The organism is Spirosoma radiotolerans, assembly GCF_000974425.1.
GTDB lineage: Bacteria > Bacteroidota > Bacteroidia > Cytophagales > Spirosomataceae > Spirosoma > Spirosoma radiotolerans.
Map to the genome: position 1 here is coordinate 6,718,108 of NZ_CP010429.1, position 19,186 is coordinate 6,737,293.

Sequence of the window (19,186 nt, forward strand, 5' to 3'; positions counted from 1 at the left end):
TAATCTGTTACTACTTGAACGAATACAAGTCGATTATGCGTAAAAAAAGAAATTGGCCAGCCCGTTTTGTCAATCCATAAGGTCCCAACTAATAAATCGGTTCGTTACCTCAATGAAAAGCAACAAGAAAGGTTAAGGATAGTTCTGGTTCTAGATTGTGCCCAGAGCCAGATGACAGCATTAATAAAAGTGATTGTATTCCATGGTCCGTGTCTTCACGGACTACACATGCGTCAGCTACACCATCTGGTCAGGTGGTCCGTGAGGACACGGACCACGGAGGAGTGTATAATTGGACAAGGACAGTACGAGAAGAGATTATAAGTATAAATGAGGTGAATGAAAGCTTAACACCGTGATTTTGGTTGAATTAGCTGTAAAAAGTCGGGCTTTTTTACTTACTTTACTTATCTCCCTATTTATTAGTTAAACCAGTTAGTCTTATGGTTCTGGACGTACCTGCTACTAGTACCGCGCTTGGCCGGGGTATCAAACACATTGGTATCGGTAAGTATGGCAGCAAGCCGCTTACCCCCGAACTGCTGGCTGAGTGCCGGGTGGCGCTGGCTGACCCGAATGCCCATCCGTTACAACGAGGGGCTTTCCTGGGGGCGTTACTGGCCAAAGGCCCCACGCCCGAAGAGCGAACGCTGGAAGAAGTAATTGGCAAAGGAGCTTTCTCGCACCCCACGTTTCTGATCAATAAAATCTGCCCTGATTTGTCCGAAGGAATGCTTCATATTGCGATTAAACTAGTGCGGGGGGGCAATTTACAAGTGGCCGAAGCGGAGCAACTGGGCGATTATCTTTTTGGTACGGGTAGCTGCGAAACGTTTCGGGGGCTGGCAGCCAGCATCATGCGGGTTCGGCACGAAACGAATGAAGAATACCAGGGCCTGATGCGAGCCGCCGAACGGACGTTCTCACCCGGTTTCGGACTCATGAGTTGTGCCGATCGGCCCTTGCTGCAAATTGCCGAGCCTTTTGATGGCGTTGAGCATAGTTACCTGATTACGCCCCTGCTGGCGCAGTTTTTTCAGAAACGGGGCTATGGTGCAATCTCTATGGTTGGGCGCTCCGGCGGGCCTAAGTTCACGCTCAATGCCCTCGATTTATACATGAATCTTGGTTGCCGGTTTCTACAAAGCAACCATGAGTTTGATACGCCTTTGGCCTCGTATGGCTGGGTACTCGACCAGAAAGCGCTCTCTCCAGCGCTAAATCGTTGGGTAGAACGACGACACGCAATCATCAAACGGCCATTTCTGGCCACGCTCGAAAAAGTTCTGAATCCCTGCCACGCCCGAATTCTGGTAACGTCGGTGTTTCACATTACTTACCAGATGAAAATGGCCGAACTGGCGATGCTGGCCGGATACGATGCCGTTATTGTGCTGAAACGTGGCCTGGAGGGCACACTCGCCCCATCCACAAGCCGGGCGACGGGTATTTTGTGTGCCGTCCGTACACCAAAAGGGCATTTGTTCTTTCAGCATTTCGAGGGCGATGCGCCTGCCTTCGCAGCCTTTCGGACCGAAACGGAGCCGGAGTATGAGCAACCGCAGGCACTCGACAATGCCCGTCTCGTTCGGCAGTTTATGACCGACGGTCAAACCGCTAATGCCGACTTCGACAACCGCGTTCGTTTTGCCCATGCGCTCTACGGGAGAGGCCTGGATTGGATTGAAGGTCAATTGCGGTAATGGCTGATTAGCGCGAAAACTGTACCTTTGCAGTTCAACTATTTGGCAGCAAATGTATTCGACAGCATCTTGCTGTCGGGGCTGCCGAACTCAGGTACCACCGACAGCAAGATGCTGTCGAATACATGTATGACAGACGTAGTAATCATTGGCGGAGGAATTGTTGGGTTAGCCACCGCGCTTCAATTAAAACAGCAACGGCCCGCTCTGAAGGTTATTTTAATTGAAAAAGAGGCTTCCGTAGCCCGTCACCAAACGGGCCACAACAGCGGGGTTATTCACTCAGGGCTCTATTATAAACCCGGTAGTCTGAAAGCCACGAACTGTATCCGGGGCTATCACATGCTCATCGACTTCTGCAAGGCGGAAGGCATACCTTATGACCTTTGCGGAAAAATTGTCGTGGCAACGAAGCCAGAAGAGCTTCCGCAGTTGGATACACTCTATGAACGGGGCCAGCTTAATGGGCTTGGCGGGTTGAAGAAACTAACGCTGGCTGAAATGCGCGAGATCGAACCGCATGTGACAGGCGTTGCAGGAATGTTTGTTCCACAAACAGGCATCATCGATTACAAGGAGGTATCCGATAAATACGCCCAAAAGTTTCTATCCCTTGGGGGCGACATCCGGCTCAGCGAACGGGTTGAGCAGGTAACGCCGGGGACGAGTCTGAGTATCGTGGTAACCAATAAAGATCGATACGAATCGAAATTGGTCGTTAACTGTGCGGGGTTGTATTCCGATAAAATTGCCCAACTCACCCAGCGAGAAGCGGTCGATGTTCGGATCGTGCCGTTCCGGGGTGAGTATTTCAAGATTAAACCAGAAAAACAGTATCTCGTCAAAAACCTGATATACCCGGTTCCTGACCCGAATTTTCCATTTTTGGGCGTTCACTTTACCCGCATGATTCATGGAGGAGTAGAAGCCGGACCCAACGCCGTGCTGGCGTTCCAGCGGGAGGGATACACGAAGTCGGATATCAATCTGAAAGAAATGTATGAAACGCTCTCATGGCCGGGCTTCCAGAAAGTAGCCGCCAAGTACTGGCAAACGGGCCTGGGTGAAATGTATCGTTCTTTCTCGAAGACGGCCTTTACGAAAGCGCTGCAGGCCTTGATTCCGGAAGTGCAGGAGGCTGATCTGGAGCCGGGGGGCGCGGGAGTCCGGGCGCAGGCGTGCGATCGGACGGGTGGTTTGCTGGACGACTTTGCTATTCTGGAAACCGATAAAGCCATCAACGTTGTCAACGCCCCATCGCCAGCCGCCACCTCTTCATTGTCGATTGGGAAAACGGTTTCCGAGAAAGTACTCGCCCGATTTTAAGCGGTATTTAACAAACAATATCGGTTCAACGGGAGTTTTTATGGATATAAGCGTTCCAGCTTACTAACTGATTAACCGTATGAAAGCTATCAATCAAACCGACGTATTAGATACCCCATCTGATCTTAAAGAAAAAGGCATACAAAAAGTTGCCGAGGCTGTTAATGGTCTGGTAGCTGATGCCTTCGCCTTATATATCAAAACGAAAAACTATCACTGGCATATGTCAGGTCGTCATTTCCGCGATTATCATTTGCTATTGGATGAGCAGGCCGACCAGATTTTTGCCACGATTGACCCGCTCGCCGAACGCGTCCGCAAACTGGGTGAAAACACAATCCGGTCCGTAGCGCACATTGCGCAATTACAGCGCGTAAAGGACAATGACGAAGATTTCGTTGCTCCAAAAGACATGCTGGTGGATTTGATGAACGAGAATAAAAAGATGGCGAAGAGCATGCGCGATGCTCACAAGATAGCCGATGATGCCGAAGACGTAGCGACCGCCAGTCTGCTCGAAGTGTACATCGATGAAACCGAACGACGCACCTGGTTCCTGTTCGAAACCACGCGGGAACTGAATTAGAAAACTTTATTTTTTTTACACAGAATGGGCTGAATTCGCTAACGAATTCAGCCCATTCTGTTTTTTGTCATCCCGGCAAAATCAATTGTTAATCAATCATCTCGAAGCCGCAGTAAGGAACCAGCACTTTGGGGATCCGGATGCCTTCCGGCGTCTGATTATTTTCCAGAATAGAGGCCAGAATACGCGGCAGCGCCAGTGCTGAACCGTTCAGCGTATGTAAGAGGCTCATTTTACCCTCTAGTTTACTCCGCAGCTTAAGCCGATTTGCCTGGTAGGTCTCAAAATTAGATACGGAGCTAACTTCGAGCCAGCGCTCCTGAGCCGCTGACCAAACTTCCATGTCGTACGTGAGCGCCGAGGTGAAGCCCATATCGCCCCCGCAAAGCCGCAGAACCCGATAAGGAAGTTCCAGCTTTTGCAACAGCGATTGCACATGCAGACTCATTTCTTCCAAAGCCGCATAGGAGTTTTCTGGCTTTTCGATCCGAACGATTTCAACTTTATCGAACTGGTGCAACCGGTTTAATCCCCGAACGTGCGCTCCCCACGAACCAGCTTCCCGCCGGAAACAGGGCGTATAGCCTACGTTCTTGACCGGCAGCTGATTTTCAGGTAGAATCACATCGCGGTAAATATTCGTGATGGGTACTTCAGCCGTTGGAATCAGGTATAATTTATCGTCAGTGGCAAAATACATCTGCCCTTCTTTGTCGGGCAACTGTCCCGTACCAAAGCCTGAATCCTCGTTGACCAGAATGGGGGGCTGTATTTCAAAATAGCCCGCATTGAGAGCTTCGTCAAGGAAAAAGTTGATCAACGCCCGTTGAATACGTGCGCCTTTGCCTCTATAAACGGGAAAGCCAGCCCCCGTAATTTTAACCCCTAGTTCAAAGTCGATGATCGGTCCGCCAACGCGGTCGTATTTCTTAATCAATTCCCAGTGCGGCTGCGCGCCGTCGTGGAGCGTAGGCTTCTCGCCATGTTCCAGCACAACTTCGTTATCTTCAGCGCTGCGTCCGGCCGGAACGCTGCTATGGGGAATATTAGGAATCGTGACAAGAACCGCCTGTAAGTCAATTTCAACCTGACGAAGGGCATCGCCAAGGTCTTTCGAACGGGCCTTAAGTGCAGCCGTTTCCGCTTTGGCCGCTTCAGCCGCGACCTTGTCCCCGGCTTTCATCAATGCCCCAATCTGACTTGCTTTCGCGTTGGATTGCGCCAGTACATCGTCAAGTTCACGTTGGGTATCGCGCCGTTTCTGGTCGAGTGTCAGCACGTCATCGACCACCGTTTCGGCATTGGCAAAGTTTCGTTTTCCAAGGCCCGCCAATACGGTGTCTTTATTCTCGCGGATAAAATTGAGTTGCAGCATACTAGTGGTTAATCAGACGTTTGATGACGTCAATAAATTCTTGAGTTTGTAATCGCCCTCATCGAAAAAAAGCGGCACGATCCTACGTGGTCCGTGTCCTCACGGACCACCCATGCGTCAGCCAGACCATCCGATCAAGTGGCCCGTGAGGACACGGACCACGGAGTTGGTAAAAGCTAATCGGCAATGTTACGCCGAAAACAGACCGTCGTTCAGGGCATTCAAGGCTTCGGCTTTGTAACGGCCGTGAACCAGTAAGGATAGATTGCTTTCTGTCCCTCCATATGAAATCATCCGAATCGGGATGTTTTTCATCGCGTTGAATACCCGCACCGCTACGCCTTCGTTATCTGCGCTGAAGTTACCAACAATGCAGATAATTGTTTGATCATGGTCTGGTTCTTCGAGCGTACAGAACGTGTTTAATTCGTCTGTAATTTCCTGAAGGCGCTCCGTATTGTCGATCGTTACAGAAACGGATACTTCGGAAGTCGCCAACATATCGACCGGCGTTTTATACTTCTCGAAGATCTCAAAAATACGGCGTAAAAACCCATAGGCATTCAGCATACGCGTCGAGTGAATGTACAAGGCCGTAATTCCGTCTTTAGCCGCAATGGCCTTAAACACCTCGCTGGACGTACGGTCGGCAATGAGCGTGCCGGGGGCAGTCGGGTCCATGGTGTTTTTCAACCGAACGGGTACACCAAACATTCGGGCAGGTGTAATCGTCGATGGATGCAGGATTTTGGCCCCAAAATAAGCCAGTTCAGCAGCTTCATCGAACGTCAGTTCGCGAACGGGAAACGTATTCTTGACAATACGCGGGTCGTTGTTGTGCATCCCGTCGATATCAGTCCAGATCTGGATTTCTTCCGCCCGAATGGCACCACCAATCAGGGAGGCCGTATAATCAGAACCACCCCGTTTGAGGTTATCGACCTCGCCACGCGGATTCCGGCAAATGAAACCTTGCGTCACAATAATCTGCTTATCGCTGTGCAGAGGCAACATTTCTGCCAGTTTTTCTTCGGTGTACTGGATCTCTGGTTCATTATCCGCGTCGATCCGCATGAACTCCAGGGCGGGTAACAGCGCCGAGCGAACACCTTCTTCGGCCAGATATGCCTGAAAAATCTGCGTACTTAGCAATTCACCTTCAGCGACCAGTTCTTTTTCCTGTTTGAGCGTGAAGGGCTTAATACTCGTCAGTGACCGGATAAACGAAAACTCGCTATCGACAATCTGCTGTCCGGCAGATTTCCCTTCGGCCGTTTTATAGAGTTCGCCAAGAAATTCGTCGTAATGCGCTTTAAGCGTATTGATTTTTGTGTTGGCATCGGCGTCATTGTTCGCCTTCAGCGATTCACCAATAGCCAATAGGGCGTTGGTGGTGCCAGACAAAGCCGACAGAACGACGATTTTACGGGTATCGTCACTAGTGATCAGGGTACGGATGGAGTGCATACGCTCGGGCTTCCCGACCGATGTGCCGCCAAATTTCCAGACGTGCATTTTTAAAGAGCGAAAGGGTGAATGATTGAAAGAGCGTAGGAGTGCCTGAAAAGCTTTCGCTCTTTCACTTTCTAAAATTTACTGTAAACCTGTTGCTGTAAGCCGAGCATTTTGATCGCGGTGATGGCTGCTTCGTCACCTTTGTTGCCATGTTTGCCCCCCGCCCGATCAAGGGCCTGTTGTTGATCGTTCGGGGTGAGCACACCAAAAATGACGGGTTTACTGGTTTTCAGGCTTACGTTTGTCAGCCCCTGGGCAACCGCGTGATTGATGTAGTCATTGTGCTTGGTTTCGCCTTGAATGACGCAGCCAAGGGCAATAATGGCGTCGATGTCGTCCCGTTGGGCAAACCATAAAGAGCCCAGACTCAATTCGTAACTACCCGGTACGTTGCCCCGAATAATGTTTTGGGGCTTCGCGCCATGCTGAAGCAGCGTTTTATAGGCTCCCTCAAAAAGGGCTTCGGTTACTTCGGTGTTCCATTCTGAAACCAGTATACCAAACCGCCGATCGCTTATATCGGGTAATTCGTCTGTTGAAAAGACGCTGAGATTTTTTAAGTCTGATGCCATTTTGTGTCATGCCGACGAAGGAGCATCTTCGCCAGGAGCAGTTAAAGTAGTTGTTCGTAGAAATCTGTGAGACGAAGATGCTTCGGCACCGGCCGCCCGGCTTCGCCAGTATGATAAAAATAAAAAAGGACAAAACCGGGTCGGCTTTGTCCTTTGCTGTATTGAGTTGTTCAAGTACGCTTATGACTCACCGACCGCTGCTTCAAGCACGGATTTGTACTTCTTCGCATTCCCTACTTCGGCGGATTGGCTGTACTTTTCAATAATTTCGTTGTAGGTCTCGATGGCTTTGTCGTTCTGTTTGGCCTGTTCGTAAGCAACCGCTAACTTCATCAGATAGCCGGGCGTGAAAAATTTATTCGATTTATAATCAGCCGCTTTACGGTAATAATCGGCTGCTTCATCAAAGCTTTTCTTTTCCATATAGGCATCGCCAATGAGTGCATAAGCGCGGCCCTGAACCAGCAGGTCCGATGAGCTAAAGCTTTTCAGGTGATCGATGGCTTCGTCGTATTTGCCTTCTTTCAGCAGGCCAACACCCGCATAAAATTCGGCCAGATTGCCACTCGGAGTTGCCCCATAGTTGTCAGCAACGGCCAGCAGGCCAGGGCTTTTGCCATCGCCATTGAGCGATTTCTTCAACGAATCGGCTTCCAATTGGTAAACCGACGGGAACATTTCTACTTGAGCTGTTTCGTCCTGCGTACTTACGTAGTACCGATAGCCAAAAAAGCCGACTACGAGCAGAACGATGCCACCGAGAATACCCAGAACAATATTTTTGTTCTGTTGGAAATAATCACCAACGTCTTCTAATCTTCCTTCTAATGCGTCCGGGTCTTCTAAAAAGTCCAGGCCTGGATTCTTCTTGCTCATGCTTTTGCAATTTGGAGTGCAAAATTAGGAATATTTACAATCACGGAAAAGGGTATGCCTCAAAAGTTTACGATTCATTTTATTCCTGCAGCGTCATATCACGTACGGCCAGCACTTCCGACGATCGGACGGGCCTAATCTGATGCGCTAACAGTGTTTCAATTGCGATAGCTTCGCCGGTCAATGTGACAAATTCGACTTCAAAGGCCTGCCCCTCATTATAGACCGTTAAAATTGTGCCAACATCACCAGATTTCAGGCGGCCGTCGGCGATATCGTCCTGTAAGACAACTAAATCAAACTCATTCATACGTCAATACACTGGTTCGAAAACAAAAACGACTGATAACGAAATCTTGTTTTGTTAAAATTAAGTTAACTTTGCCCCGCTAATCTTCTAAGGGGTGCCCTAACCTAACGGGCTGAGATTATACCCATTGAACCTGCGCGGGTAATGCCGCGAAGGGAAATGAATTCACAGATTGTGTCTGTGAGTGTTCGCAAAAATCATACCTAACTAAAGGTAGGTTTGGCCCCTTGCCTACCGTCAAGCTTTTTTCGTTATGAAAAAACCGACGGTTTACATTCATTTTTTTGTAGCCCTGTTGTGGCTATCGACCTTGCCCGCCTGGGCACAACACACTCTTTCTGGCAAAGTCAGCGATGCCGATGGTGGTCCATTACCGGGTGCCGCCGTCACAGTTGAAGGTACTTATAAAGGCACCTTTACCGATGTTAACGGCGCGTTTTACCTCACTAACCTGAAGCCTACAGCCGTCTCAGTACAGGTTTCCATGCTGGGTTACGAAACGCAACGACAGACGGTTGATCCATCTAAAAACGATGTGCTTTCGATAAAATTATCAAAAACCGCCGTAGCCGTCGATGAGGTTGTGGTGAGTGCTACCCGAGCCAATCAGAAATCGGCCATCGCTTATACAGACGTGACGCGTCGGGAGTTGAATAAACTTAACCTGGGCCAGGATATTCCTCAACTGCTAAACTTCACGCCCTCCATCGTCACCACCTCCGATGCCGGAGCGGGCGTTGGCTATACTGGAATCCGTATTCGCGGGTCCGATGCGACGCGGGTTAATGTGACGCTCAATGGTATTCCTTATAACGATGCCGAATCGCAGGGGACGTTTTTTGTCAATATGCCGGATTTCGCTTCCTCCGTCAGTTCGGTTCAGATTCAGCGGGGCGTCGGTACATCAACCAATGGCGCTGGGGCATTTGGGGCCTCGGTTAATATTCAAACCAACAAGCTCGAAGAGAAGCCCTATGCCGAGGTAAACTTGTCGGGTGGTTCATTCGGGACGCGCAAAGTGAATGTACTGGCGGGAACGGGTCTGCTAAACAACCATTTTGTGTTGGATGCCCGCCTATCGAAAATTTATTCTGACGGTTATATCGACCGGGCCTTCTCCGACCTGAAGTCATTTTATCTCTCGGGCGGCTACTACACCAAAAAGAGTTTCTTTCGGTTGAATGTGTTTTCAGGGCAGGAAAAAACCTACCAGGCCTGGAACGGTGTGCCAGAGGAGTTTCTGAAAACCAACCGAACGTATAATTCTTTTACGTACGACAACCAGACGGACAATTATCAACAGGATAACTATCAGCTGATTAGCTCGCATGAGCTTAGCAAAAACTGGCGGGCTAACCTGTCGTTCTTCTACACGAAAGGGAAGGGCTATTATGAGGAATATCGAACGGCGGATAAATTCAGTAACTACGGCCTGCCTGATGTCGTTATCGGCGATTCGACCATTCGTCAGACGGATTTGATCCGCCGGTTGTGGCTGGACAACGATTTCTATGGTGGCGTTTTTTCGTTCGATTACAACAGCTTCGGTAAACTGACAGCTAACATTGGGGGTGGCTGGAATCAGTACAAGGGCATACACTATGGCGAGATTATCTGGTCGCGGGTGGCCGGCAATACGAATATTCGTGACCGGTATTATCAGGACGACGCGACCAAACGAGATTTTAACCTGTACGCAAAAGCATTCTACCAGTTTACGCCAAAACTCAATGCCTTTGTCGATGCGCAGATTCGTACCATCGATTACTCTTTTTTAGGGTTCAACAGTCAATTGCAAAACGTTCAGCAGGATGCCAAACTGACGTTTTTCAATCCAAAAGCTGGTTTTACATACACCATCAACGACCGTAGTACCGTCTATGCATCGGTGGGCGTAGGTCAGCGCGAGCCCAATCGAAACGATTACACACAATCAACACCTGAAAGCCGCCCAAAAGCAGAGAAATTGGTCGATTATGAAGCGGGGTATAAGGTCCAGAATGAGAATCTGGCGTTTACGGCCAATGCTTATTTCATGAACTACACGAATCAGTTGGTCTTGTCAGGTCAGTTAAATGACGTGGGTGCGTACAACCGGGTCAACATTCCGTCGAGTTACCGGGCCGGTGTTGAACTGGAAGCTGGGGTGCGGTTAGCTAAGCAACTTCGCTGGAATGTCAACGCGACCTTCAGCCGCAACCGGGTTAAAAACTTCACGGAGTATCTGGATAACTTCGATAACGGCCAGCAGGAAAGTCGAAAGTATGGCCAGACAGACATCTCGTTTTCGCCGAATGTAATTGCCGGATCGCAGTTATTGTTCACGCCCGCCAAAGGGCTGGAACTGGGCCTTCTATCGAAGTATGTGGGCAAACAATACCTGGATAATACCTCGAACGAAAATCGCAAGTTGAATTCCTATTTCACCAACGACATTCGTCTGATTTACACCCTAAAGACCAAATTCGCTCAGGAAATTGCGTTTACGTTGTTGTTTAATAATGTGCTCAATGAATTGTATGAGTCCAACGGCTACACCTACGCTTACATTTCAGAAGGCAAAGTGACCGCCGACAACGGGTATTATCCGCAAGCCGGACGGAATTTTCTGGCGGGCGTGAGGATTCGTTTCTAAACCGGTTTTCTGATGGCGCGAAGCCAGAGCCTCGCGCCATCAGAAAATCAGAAAAAATCACATAAATCCTGTCGGGCCGCCGATGCGGTTCAGATTACCCAATAGCCCGCTCCAGATCCTGAAGCAAGTCCTCCACATCTTCAATCCCGACGCTGAGCCGGATGAGCGTGTCTTTGAGGCCATTTTTGATCCGTTCTTCTTTTGGAATGCTGGCGTGCGTCATGCTGGCCGGGTGCGTACACAATGACTCAACGCCACCGAGGGATTCACCCAGCGAGAACACCTTAAAACTTTCCATCACCCGAACAGCTTCGGGCATCGAATCGCCTTTCAGCTCGAACGAAAGCATGCCACCGAAGCCGCGCATTTGCTGCTTCGCCAGCTCATGGCCGGGATGCGACACGAGGCCCGGATAATAAACCTGGCTCACCTTAGGGTGTTGTTGTAGATACTCCGCTACTTTCTGGGCGTTTTCGCAGTGCCGCTGCATCCTGATGTGCAGGGTTTTAATGCCGCGTAACACCAGAAAACAATCCTGCGGACCAGGCACGGCTCCGCACGCATTTTGAATAAATGCTAATCGCTGGGCCGTTTCATCGTCGTTCAGGACAATGGCGCCCATGACCGTATCGGAGTGACCACCGAGGTATTTGGTCACTGAATGCATCACCATGTCGGCGCCTAAATCGAGCGGATTTTGCAGATAAGGCGACGCGAAGGTATTGTCAACAACAAGCTGAATACCATGCTGTTTAGTGATGGACGCAATGGCGGTAATGTCTACCAGGCGCAGCAAGGGGTTCGTGGGCGTTTCAATCCAGACCATTTTCGTAGCCGGTGTGATCAGTGCGTCCAGATTCGCAGCATTCGACAAATCAACGAACGTGAATTTGAGCCCGAACTCCTGATAAACCCGCACCATGATCCGGTACGTGCCGCCGTAGAGATCGTTGCTGGCTATGATCTCGTCGCCGGGTTTAAATAGCTTCAAAATCGCGTCGGTTGCGCCCAGGCCCGACGAGTAGCAGATTCCATGCTTACCGTTTTCGAGGGCAGCGAGGTTATTTTGCAGCACCGTCCGGGTGGGGTTCTGGGTACGAGCGTATTCGTATCCTTTGTGCTTTCCCGGCGATTCCTGAACGTAGGTCGATGTTTGATAAATAGGCGTCATGATGGCGCCCGTTGTGGGGTCCGGCTCAATACCGGCATGGATGGCTTTGGTTCCGAATTTCATACTCAAATGTAACGAAGATTATCACGCTGCGTGGTACGTTGTCGCGACAAGTCAAACCACAAGCACCTTTTACCCGTTTGATAGAATGTGAAGTTCGCCATTCCTAAATCGCTTACCGGTCCGGCCCTCGCGGGTCTTGCTTTATCGGTAACACCTATCGTTTTTACATCTCTGCTGACCTACTATGCGGTAGTTCATGAGGCTACTATTGCCAGCTTTACAGCCTGGCAATGGGCGATCATCACCGTTGTTTGTTCCATTACCTCCGCCGGCCTTACTCCGCCAACCATGCTAGCGCTAATTTTCGGCTATTTTCTGGGCTGGAATGCGGTATTGCCCCTTTTTGTCATCAATTTTGGTGGTATTCTGTTCATAAACCTGCTGGTTCGCTGGCTCGATCACGACCGATTCCTGGCTTTCCTGAGCCGAAATCCTAAAGCACAATCGGTGCTGGACCGTATTTTGAACAATGAACTGGAGGTTATCTTTTTCGCCAAGCTATCGCCCATTCTCCCGTTCGGCCTGACTAATTTGCTCTTTGCGCTGTCGGGGGCGAAGCTGAAAAATATTATACTGGGTGGTTTTCTAGGCATGACACCCCGTACATTAATTGCGATTTGGTCTGGCCATGAGGCCCGCGAAATCAAAGCGTTATTGGAAAACCCAAATCAAAGCTCTTGGACCCAAATCGTTATCATTGGCTTAATCGTCGTCTCTATTGCCGGACTTTGGCAGGTTATCCAACGGTCGCTCAAGTAGCAGAATAATTGTAAACCGGTTAGGTGCCAATCAAAGTTGTTCGACCATTAACTCAATCAACCGGTTGTGCCCCGTTTTTAACACGGTCAACTCATAATGTCGAAGTTGCCTGGTTAGCGGTAAAATATAGAATCCGGGAACAATCCGGTCAAAGGCACCGGTGAAAAAACGAACCCTTGTTGACTGTTCATTCAGAAGCTTAGCGACTAATTTCATGTTTGAATGAATCTGGCGGAACTGAGTCCAGCTTTCGTAGACCAGCTTTCGTTGCTCGGGCGTAGCCAGGGCGGTTTCAGCGAACCGCATGACGGTCCGGTTGAGCAAACCCAACGTAGTAAGGGCATGACCCAACGTGGTGAGCATAGATAAATGGCGTAACGTGTACTGAAAGAGCCAGCGCCCCGGCCGGGAATCTGTTGCCAGCCAATACCAGCGATTGAGGGTGATACCATCCGGCGCAATCAGCACGAGCTGGTCAAGCCGATCCGCAAAAGCTTCGGCGGTTGCCAGTGCAAACCGACCGCCCAAACTAAACCCCATTAGTGAAAACCGGTCGATAGCCTGCGCCTGTAAAAAATGGTCGATTAACTGACTCCAGTTGGTTTTGGTTAACGGACCTGTTCCCGTATATCGGCTGCTCCCATGGAAAAACAGATTAATCGAATACACCGTGAAGCGGTCACTCATAGCCATTTCGACAGGACTAAACGCCGTATGGTTCTGACCAAAACCGTGAAACGCCAGCAAAACGGCCGGGCCGTTACCAGCCTTGCGGTAGGTAATTTGGCTATCTTCAAACAAAAATTCGTCGACCTTGTCGGATTTGTCCATACACGACTAATTAAGTATGAAGGCTATTGACTAACTCCTGTCGGTTGTTCTTATTCATCACAAAACGCTCTATGGCCATCACCTTTACCAATTTATCACATTTTGCGGCTCATGCCGGGCAATCGCTCGGCGAGACAGACTACCTGACCATTACACAGGAAATGGTCAATCTCTTTGCCGAAGCCACCGGTGATCATCAGTGGATACATACCGATCAGGACCGCGCTATGCGTGAATCCCCGTATAAATCGACCATTGCCCATGGGTTTCTGACACTTTCACTGGCCCCCAAATTACTAGCTGAACTTTACCGGGTTGAGTCGGTGAAGATGGGCATTAACTATGGTGCAAACAAAATACGCTTCACAAATGCCGTTCCGGTGGGCAGCCGTTTACGAATGGCTGCCCAACTGCAGCAGGTTGAATCTCAACCTGCCGGTGTGCGCGCCACCATCAGGTGCACATTTTACCTGAAAGATGTAGATAAACCGGCCTGCATCGCTGAATTAGTCATACTTTTATTAGACTAGGCAGGTAGTATGCGTGCATACTACCTGCCTATTTTTTCTTACTTTTACACTAATCAATCGAACACAGTGTTTAGGAATTACAACGGGTATTGATCCTTTTCGGGTCTTAAGTGCACAGACTGAAACCTTTGACAAAGCCGGAATCTTTAGTCTCTTAATTATCAAAGTTATCAGCTTTGTAAAAGTAACTTTAATGCTGCGTCAACTACACCCTTTGAAATATAAACACTCGTATTCCATTCACTTCTCAACAAACGATTAACGGTAATTAAACGCAATTCAGATGGCAACGGCAACGCTGGACTTACAGGGATTGAATTTTAATTTGTCGGAGGAGCATCTTGCTGTTCAGGAAGCGGCCCGCGACTTTGCCCAAAATGAGTTGTTGCCCGGCATTGTCGAGCGCGACAACGAAGCTCGGTTTCCGGCTCAACAAGTTAAACGCATGGGTGAACTCGGCTTCTTAGGCATGATGGTATCACCCGATTATGGTGGGGGCGGTATGGACACCGTTTCGTATGTACTGGCGATGGAAGAGATTTCTAAAATCGATGCCTCAGCTTCCGTTGTCATGTCGGTCAATAACTCGCTGGTCTGTTTCGGTCTGGAAGCATACGGTACAGAAGAGCAAAAGCGCACCTACTTAACCCGGCTTGCTACCGGCGAAACCCTGGGGGCGTTTTGCTTATCGGAGCCCGAAGCGGGTTCAGACGCTACCTCCCAGGCGACCACTGCTGAGGATAAAGGGGACTACTACTTAGTAAACGGGACCAAAAACTGGATTACAAACGGTAATTCATCGGGTATTTGCCTGGTTATTGCGCAAACAGACCGGGAGAAAAAACACCGGGGAATCAACTGCCTGATTATCGAGAAAGGAACGCCTGGTTTCGTGGTCGGTAAGAAAGAAGACAAAATGGGCATCCGGGCTTCAGATACGCATTCGCTCTTGTTTACGGATGTTCATGTACCCAAAGCAAACCGGATTGGCGATGACGGTTTTGGTTTTAAGTTTGCCATGTCAACCCTTAATGGGGGGCGCATTGGCATAGCCGCTCAAGCGTTGGGCATTGCGGCCGGAGCCTATGAACTGGCGCTGAAATATAGTCAGGAACGGAAAGCCTTTGGAAAGCAAATTTTTGACCATCAGGCGATTCAGTTCAAGCTGGCCGAAATGGCTACTAAAATTGAAGCGGCTCGCCTGCTGGTTTACAAAGCAGCCCGCCTGAAAGATGAGCATAAAGACTATGTACAGGCTGCGGCTATGGCCAAGTTATTTGCCTCGGATGTTGCTATGTGGGCCACAACCGAAGCCGTACAGATTCATGGCGGCTACGGTTATGTGAAAGAATTTCACGTCGAACGGTTAATGCGTGATGCGAAAATTACTCAGATTTATGAAGGTACATCCGAAATACAAAAATTAGTTATAGCCCGAGAGCTGGTGCGCTGACCCTTTTCTTGGTAAAATAGAATTTTTCTAAAGGTGTAGTGCGTGTTCGATGCGAATACGCACTATTTTTTTTATTATTTGGAAACTTTTATACTTGTATTAGTTTTGTACAAATTATTAGTTTTGTGCAACTTTACGCACGAACACAATCTGGGGATACACACCTTTCGGCTATGGAAGACTATAATAAAATAATCGAATCGCTGGGCGTGAAGTTTATTAAGGCCCGCAACATTCGGATTTTACAACCAATCACCATCAAGAACTTTTATGATGTTGAGAACACGCTGCTTATTTTATTCAACGGGGATGTATCCATTGGCGATGAAAAAATAAAAGTAGACGTGGGTGATATGCTGTTCATTCCGGGTGGCAAACACGTTACTGTTACCTACGGCGACCCAACGAACCCCAAAATTGTCTCGAATGAAGAATTCATGACGCACCGGGAGTCGTATTGGGAAGGTAACCACGACCCCAAGCTGATTGGCCATCTGCCAAACTCCTTTGGATATGTGTCATTTGAAGCAAAAGTCTTCGACTCGGTTAACTTCTTCAACTCACTCGATGTGCCTCCGTTTATCATCAAACGGGAGGAACATCTGGCGACGACGATAGACCAGATTCTGGCCGAAGAAATGACTGATCTGGCTGGTAAAGGGCGGATTATCAAGATAAAAACGGAAGAGATCGTTATTGAGGTAGTTCGATACATTCTGAAAAATCACCTCTTTGTTGAGCAACTCGTTACCAATAGTACGTACTTTAAAGACCCGCGTTTGATCGATATCTTTGCGTATATTAAAGAGAATCTCGGTGGCGACCTGTCGAATAAAGTGCTGGCGAACGTTGCCAACGTTTCGGAAGATTATGTAGGTCAGTATTTCAAGATGTTGACTGGTATTAACCCGCAGGATTACATCGAATACCAACGGATGGAGGCTGCCGTTGGGTTACTACGAACAAGCAAAAAGAGCATTCGCGCCATTGGTGCCGAAGTGGGCTATAAAGATACGGCTTACTTCTGCCGCCGATTCAAGATGATGTTTGGTATTCCGGCCGGAAAAATGCGCCGTCGGGAATCCCTTATGAATGTGTAAAAGGGAGTATTGAGGTTATAAACAGAAAGTGACTGACGCATAAGCAAATTAATTTGCCAGCGTCAGTCACTTTCTATTTATGGATGTATTTGTATTATTGCATACTCACTTCAATAGGCAGTGTGTAGAACACCGCTACGTGTTTGCCGCCCACTTCGCCCGGTTCCCAACGGGGCATCTTCTCGATTGCCGAGATAATGTTGGTCATGAAGCCTGACAGGCTTTTCATCGTTTTCTTATCGAGCGGCTTCATGGTAATTCGGATATCGTGCACATACCCGAGTTCGTCGATGATGAATTTCGCTGCTATTGGGCCGGTATCATAATTCTTCTTAGCCACCGAATTGGGTACACGGATTGTTTCGGCCAGATACGTGCTCAACGCGGCTTTCCCGCCCGGAAATTCTGGCTGACGCTCGGGTACGGTATACACCTTTTCATTTCTGGTTTGGGCAAATGCAGAGGTGCCCACAAAAAAAGGGCTAAGAGCTGTAGCAATCAGCAGCAGTAGCGTTAAGACAGAACGTTTCATAAATCAAGCTTGTACAACTGACTGATTAAACTCCCGGACGACGGTTGATAACTGGGGCAATAAATCCGGGTCCTGCTCAATGCCATTGCCAACAACGATCAGGTCGGCGCCCGCTTTCATAGCCTGGTAGGCTTTCTCGCCGGAATTAATGCCGCCACCAACAATAATCGGCACATCAACAACGCTGCGAACCGCAGCAATCATATCGGGCGATACGGGTTTGCGGGCGCCACTGCCGGCATCCAGATACATCAGTTGTAGGCCCAGCATTTCGCCAGCCATCGCCGTACAGGCTGCTACACCGGGTTTATCGTGGGGAAGTGGCATGGTGCCACTAATGTACGAAACAGTCGTTTGTGTGCCACTGTCGACGACCATATAGCCAGTTGGCAGAATTTCCAGCCCGCTTTTTTTGAGGAGTGGCGCAGCAATAACATGCTGACCAATCAGGAAATCTGGATTACGCCCCGAAATAAGAGATAAAAAAAAGATAGCATCCGCTGAAGACTCAATGTGAAGCGGATTGCCGGGAAAGAGAACAATGGGCGTTGTAGATTGACGCCGAATGGCTGTGATGACTTCTTTGTGTGAATAATCCGTGACAAGGCTACCACCAACCAGAAAGAAATCAACGGGATAGGTTGCCGTGCGGGCAAGTAATTCAGAAAGCGCGTTCTGCTCAATCTTATCAGGATCGAGCAGAACGGCAAATGCTTTTTGGCCAGATAGCCTATACTCCCGAAGTGTAGTCAACAGGCTCTGTGGGGGCCTGTGCGTGATATTGGGTTGGCTCTGCGGTTGGATTGATGGCATTATTAGTACGTATGCGGGCTAAAAATCCGGTTAGCTGCTCGCGAGCGATGTTGGTGAGTACCGATGTGATTAGGCCACCAATCAGCCCGCTTGCGGCTGCTGACTTCTGCACTTTATCTGCGTTCTTCCTAATCGCTTTCTGATTTGACGGTTGAGGATGGTATTCGTCAGCCTCGTCGCTTTCATCATACTCATAATCGTCATCGTCTGGTTCACCATATTTTTCGGCGTACCGGTACTCGTCAGATTTAGGCAGAATGGCATTAACAACCAAATATACAGCTAAAGCAGCACCCGCTACAAACGCGGCTGTTTTACCAACCTCAGTGGCATCGCCTTTTATGGCCTCAACATTGTCAGAAATAGAGCTTTTAAAGCGCTCTGTAGCGGCCATTAACTGAGCCCGCCGAGCCGTTGTATCGGCAAAGGGTACTTTGGAGTCTTCCATTGTCGTTTGTCCTTGATTCGAAAAGAATGAATCGATTTGTTTAGGTATACTACTGTCTATCAGGCCGTTTAAGTGATGTTACCGGGCCGTGCCACTGTTACTCATCGACGAGCGTGTTTGAGCCATCAGCTCTTCAACAGCTTCCGATTTTTCCTCTGTTTTTTTCTCCTGACTTTTTTTCAGGGCACTGTAGGCGGCTACCCGAATTTTCGATTTAAAGAAATCTTTAGCCGCCAGCCAAATAACCGTTAGCAGCAGAAAAAAGCCAGCTACAATTAAAAAGCCAAGGTACTTACTGTTCGTTACTTCGTTCAGGTAAGCGGCCAGTAGGCTGAATAAGAAAATAAGGGTCATTACGGCCAAAAGAGCCAGTACAATACTATGAACGGCCACAACCACACCTTCTTCAAGTTTTCCTCGGCTCTCCAGTGTAAATAGCTCGATGCGGGCTTCCAAATAACGGAATATATTTTCCCGAATTTCTTCCAGGCGTTCGAACATGATTTCAGATAATTTAATGTCTGTATGCCGTATTTACCATAATACGCTCAATTTGTTTGAAAATGTGAGGAAAATAAAACGGCCCCG

19 protein-coding genes are annotated in these 19,186 nt (G+C 48.8%); 8 read left to right on the forward strand and 11 right to left on the reverse strand.

Features of this window, described 5'->3' with window-relative positions; genetic code table 11:
- The first annotated feature begins 443 nt into the window (after positions 1-443).
- The 3 genes from SD10_RS27380 to SD10_RS27390 all read left to right on the forward strand — a co-directional run bounded on the left by SD10_RS27380 (position 444) and on the right by SD10_RS27390 (position 3,615).
- Complete coding sequence (locus tag SD10_RS27380) at positions 444-1,703, forward strand: hypothetical protein (protein ID WP_046578494.1); 1,260 nt, start codon at positions 444-446, stop codon at positions 1,701-1,703.
- Positions 1,704-1,832: 129 nt separating this feature from the next.
- Positions 1,833-3,029, forward strand: a complete 1,197-nt coding sequence (lhgO, locus tag SD10_RS27385) for an L-2-hydroxyglutarate oxidase (protein ID WP_046580233.1) — start codon at positions 1,833-1,835, stop codon at positions 3,027-3,029.
- A 79-nt stretch (positions 3,030-3,108) separates the two neighbouring features.
- Positions 3,109-3,615: a Dps family protein gene (locus SD10_RS27390; RefSeq protein WP_046578496.1), complete on the forward strand. Its 507-nt coding sequence runs from the start codon at positions 3,109-3,111 to the stop codon at positions 3,613-3,615.
- Positions 3,616-3,703: 88 nt separating this feature from the next.
- Here the strand turns inward: SD10_RS27390 and serS are convergent, their stop codons facing one another.
- The 5 genes from serS to SD10_RS27415 form a co-directional block, all read right to left on the reverse strand.
- Entirely contained in the window at positions 3,704-4,990 is a 1,287-nt protein-coding gene (gene serS / locus SD10_RS27395; protein WP_046578498.1) for a serine--tRNA ligase, read from the reverse strand.
- A gap of 189 nt (positions 4,991-5,179) precedes the next feature.
- Positions 5,180-6,505: an aspartate kinase gene (locus tag SD10_RS27400; protein ID WP_046578500.1), complete on the reverse strand. Its 1,326-nt coding sequence runs from the start codon at positions 6,503-6,505 to the stop codon at positions 5,180-5,182.
- A 71-nt stretch (positions 6,506-6,576) separates the two neighbouring features.
- Positions 6,577-7,077, reverse strand: a complete 501-nt coding sequence (gene ribH / locus SD10_RS27405) for a 6,7-dimethyl-8-ribityllumazine synthase (RefSeq protein WP_046578501.1) — start codon at positions 7,075-7,077, stop codon at positions 6,577-6,579.
- Positions 7,078-7,257: 180 nt separating this feature from the next.
- Complete coding sequence (locus SD10_RS27410) at positions 7,258-7,953, reverse strand: tetratricopeptide repeat protein (RefSeq protein WP_046578503.1); 696 nt, start codon at positions 7,951-7,953, stop codon at positions 7,258-7,260.
- Positions 7,954-8,032: 79 nt separating this feature from the next.
- The gene (locus SD10_RS27415) at positions 8,033-8,263 is read right to left on the reverse strand and encodes a DUF4926 domain-containing protein (protein WP_046578505.1); all 231 of its coding nucleotides are present in this window, start codon (positions 8,261-8,263) and stop codon (positions 8,033-8,035) included.
- A gap of 253 nt (positions 8,264-8,516) precedes the next feature.
- On the opposite strand from SD10_RS27415, the gene SD10_RS27420 reads away from it, so the two are divergent.
- On the forward strand, positions 8,517-10,898 hold the full coding sequence (locus tag SD10_RS27420) for a TonB-dependent receptor (protein ID WP_046578507.1): 2,382 nt from the start codon (positions 8,517-8,519) through the stop codon (positions 10,896-10,898).
- Positions 10,899-10,992: 94 nt separating this feature from the next.
- On the opposite strand, the gene SD10_RS27425 is transcribed toward SD10_RS27420, so the two are convergent.
- Positions 10,993-12,132 carry a cystathionine gamma-synthase gene (locus SD10_RS27425; RefSeq protein ID WP_046578509.1) on the reverse strand — a complete coding sequence of 380 codons (1,140 nt, stop codon included), beginning with the start codon at positions 12,130-12,132 and terminating at the stop codon, positions 10,993-10,995.
- An 87-nt stretch (positions 12,133-12,219) separates the two neighbouring features.
- Here SD10_RS27425 and SD10_RS27430 point away from each other — a divergent pair, with 87 nt between their 5' ends.
- Positions 12,220-12,891: a TVP38/TMEM64 family protein gene (locus tag SD10_RS27430; RefSeq protein WP_046578511.1), complete on the forward strand. Its 672-nt coding sequence runs from the start codon at positions 12,220-12,222 to the stop codon at positions 12,889-12,891.
- Positions 12,892-12,921: 30 nt separating this feature from the next.
- Here SD10_RS27430 and SD10_RS27435 read toward each other — a convergent pair whose 3' ends face one another.
- Positions 12,922-13,722, reverse strand: a complete 801-nt coding sequence (locus tag SD10_RS27435; RefSeq protein WP_046578514.1) for an alpha/beta hydrolase — start codon at positions 13,720-13,722, stop codon at positions 12,922-12,924.
- A gap of 71 nt (positions 13,723-13,793) precedes the next feature.
- On the opposite strand from SD10_RS27435, the gene SD10_RS27440 reads away from it, so the two are divergent.
- The 3 genes from SD10_RS27440 to SD10_RS27450 all read left to right on the forward strand — a co-directional run bounded on the left by SD10_RS27440 (position 13,794) and on the right by SD10_RS27450 (position 16,805).
- A complete protein-coding gene (locus tag SD10_RS27440; RefSeq protein WP_046578516.1) occupies positions 13,794-14,252 on the forward strand; it encodes a MaoC family dehydratase in 459 nt (152 codons plus the stop codon).
- Positions 14,253-14,535: 283 nt separating this feature from the next.
- Complete coding sequence (locus tag SD10_RS27445; RefSeq protein ID WP_046578517.1) at positions 14,536-15,705, forward strand: acyl-CoA dehydrogenase; 1,170 nt, start codon at positions 14,536-14,538, stop codon at positions 15,703-15,705.
- A gap of 173 nt (positions 15,706-15,878) precedes the next feature.
- Positions 15,879-16,805, forward strand: coding sequence for an AraC family transcriptional regulator (locus SD10_RS27450; RefSeq protein ID WP_046578520.1), 927 nt, complete (start codon positions 15,879-15,881; stop codon positions 16,803-16,805).
- Between the two features lie 94 nt (positions 16,806-16,899).
- Here SD10_RS27450 and SD10_RS27455 read toward each other — a convergent pair whose 3' ends face one another.
- The 4 genes from SD10_RS27455 to SD10_RS27470 form a co-directional block, all read right to left on the reverse strand.
- Positions 16,900-17,337: an energy transducer TonB gene (locus SD10_RS27455; protein WP_046578521.1), complete on the reverse strand. Its 438-nt coding sequence runs from the start codon at positions 17,335-17,337 to the stop codon at positions 16,900-16,902.
- Between the two features lie 3 nt (positions 17,338-17,340).
- Positions 17,341-18,150: a phosphoglycerol geranylgeranyltransferase gene (locus SD10_RS27460; RefSeq protein ID WP_082111702.1), complete on the reverse strand. Its 810-nt coding sequence runs from the start codon at positions 18,148-18,150 to the stop codon at positions 17,341-17,343.
- The gene (locus SD10_RS27465; protein WP_046578525.1) at positions 18,068-18,598 is read right to left on the reverse strand and encodes a hypothetical protein; all 531 of its coding nucleotides are present in this window, start codon (positions 18,596-18,598) and stop codon (positions 18,068-18,070) included. The genes SD10_RS27460 and SD10_RS27465 overlap by 83 nt, the downstream gene beginning before the upstream one ends.
- 78 nt (positions 18,599-18,676) lie before the next feature.
- Positions 18,677-19,099 carry a phage holin family protein gene (locus tag SD10_RS27470; protein ID WP_046578526.1) on the reverse strand — a complete coding sequence of 141 codons (423 nt, stop codon included), beginning with the start codon at positions 19,097-19,099 and terminating at the stop codon, positions 18,677-18,679.
- Positions 19,100-19,186: the final 87 nt, after the last annotated feature.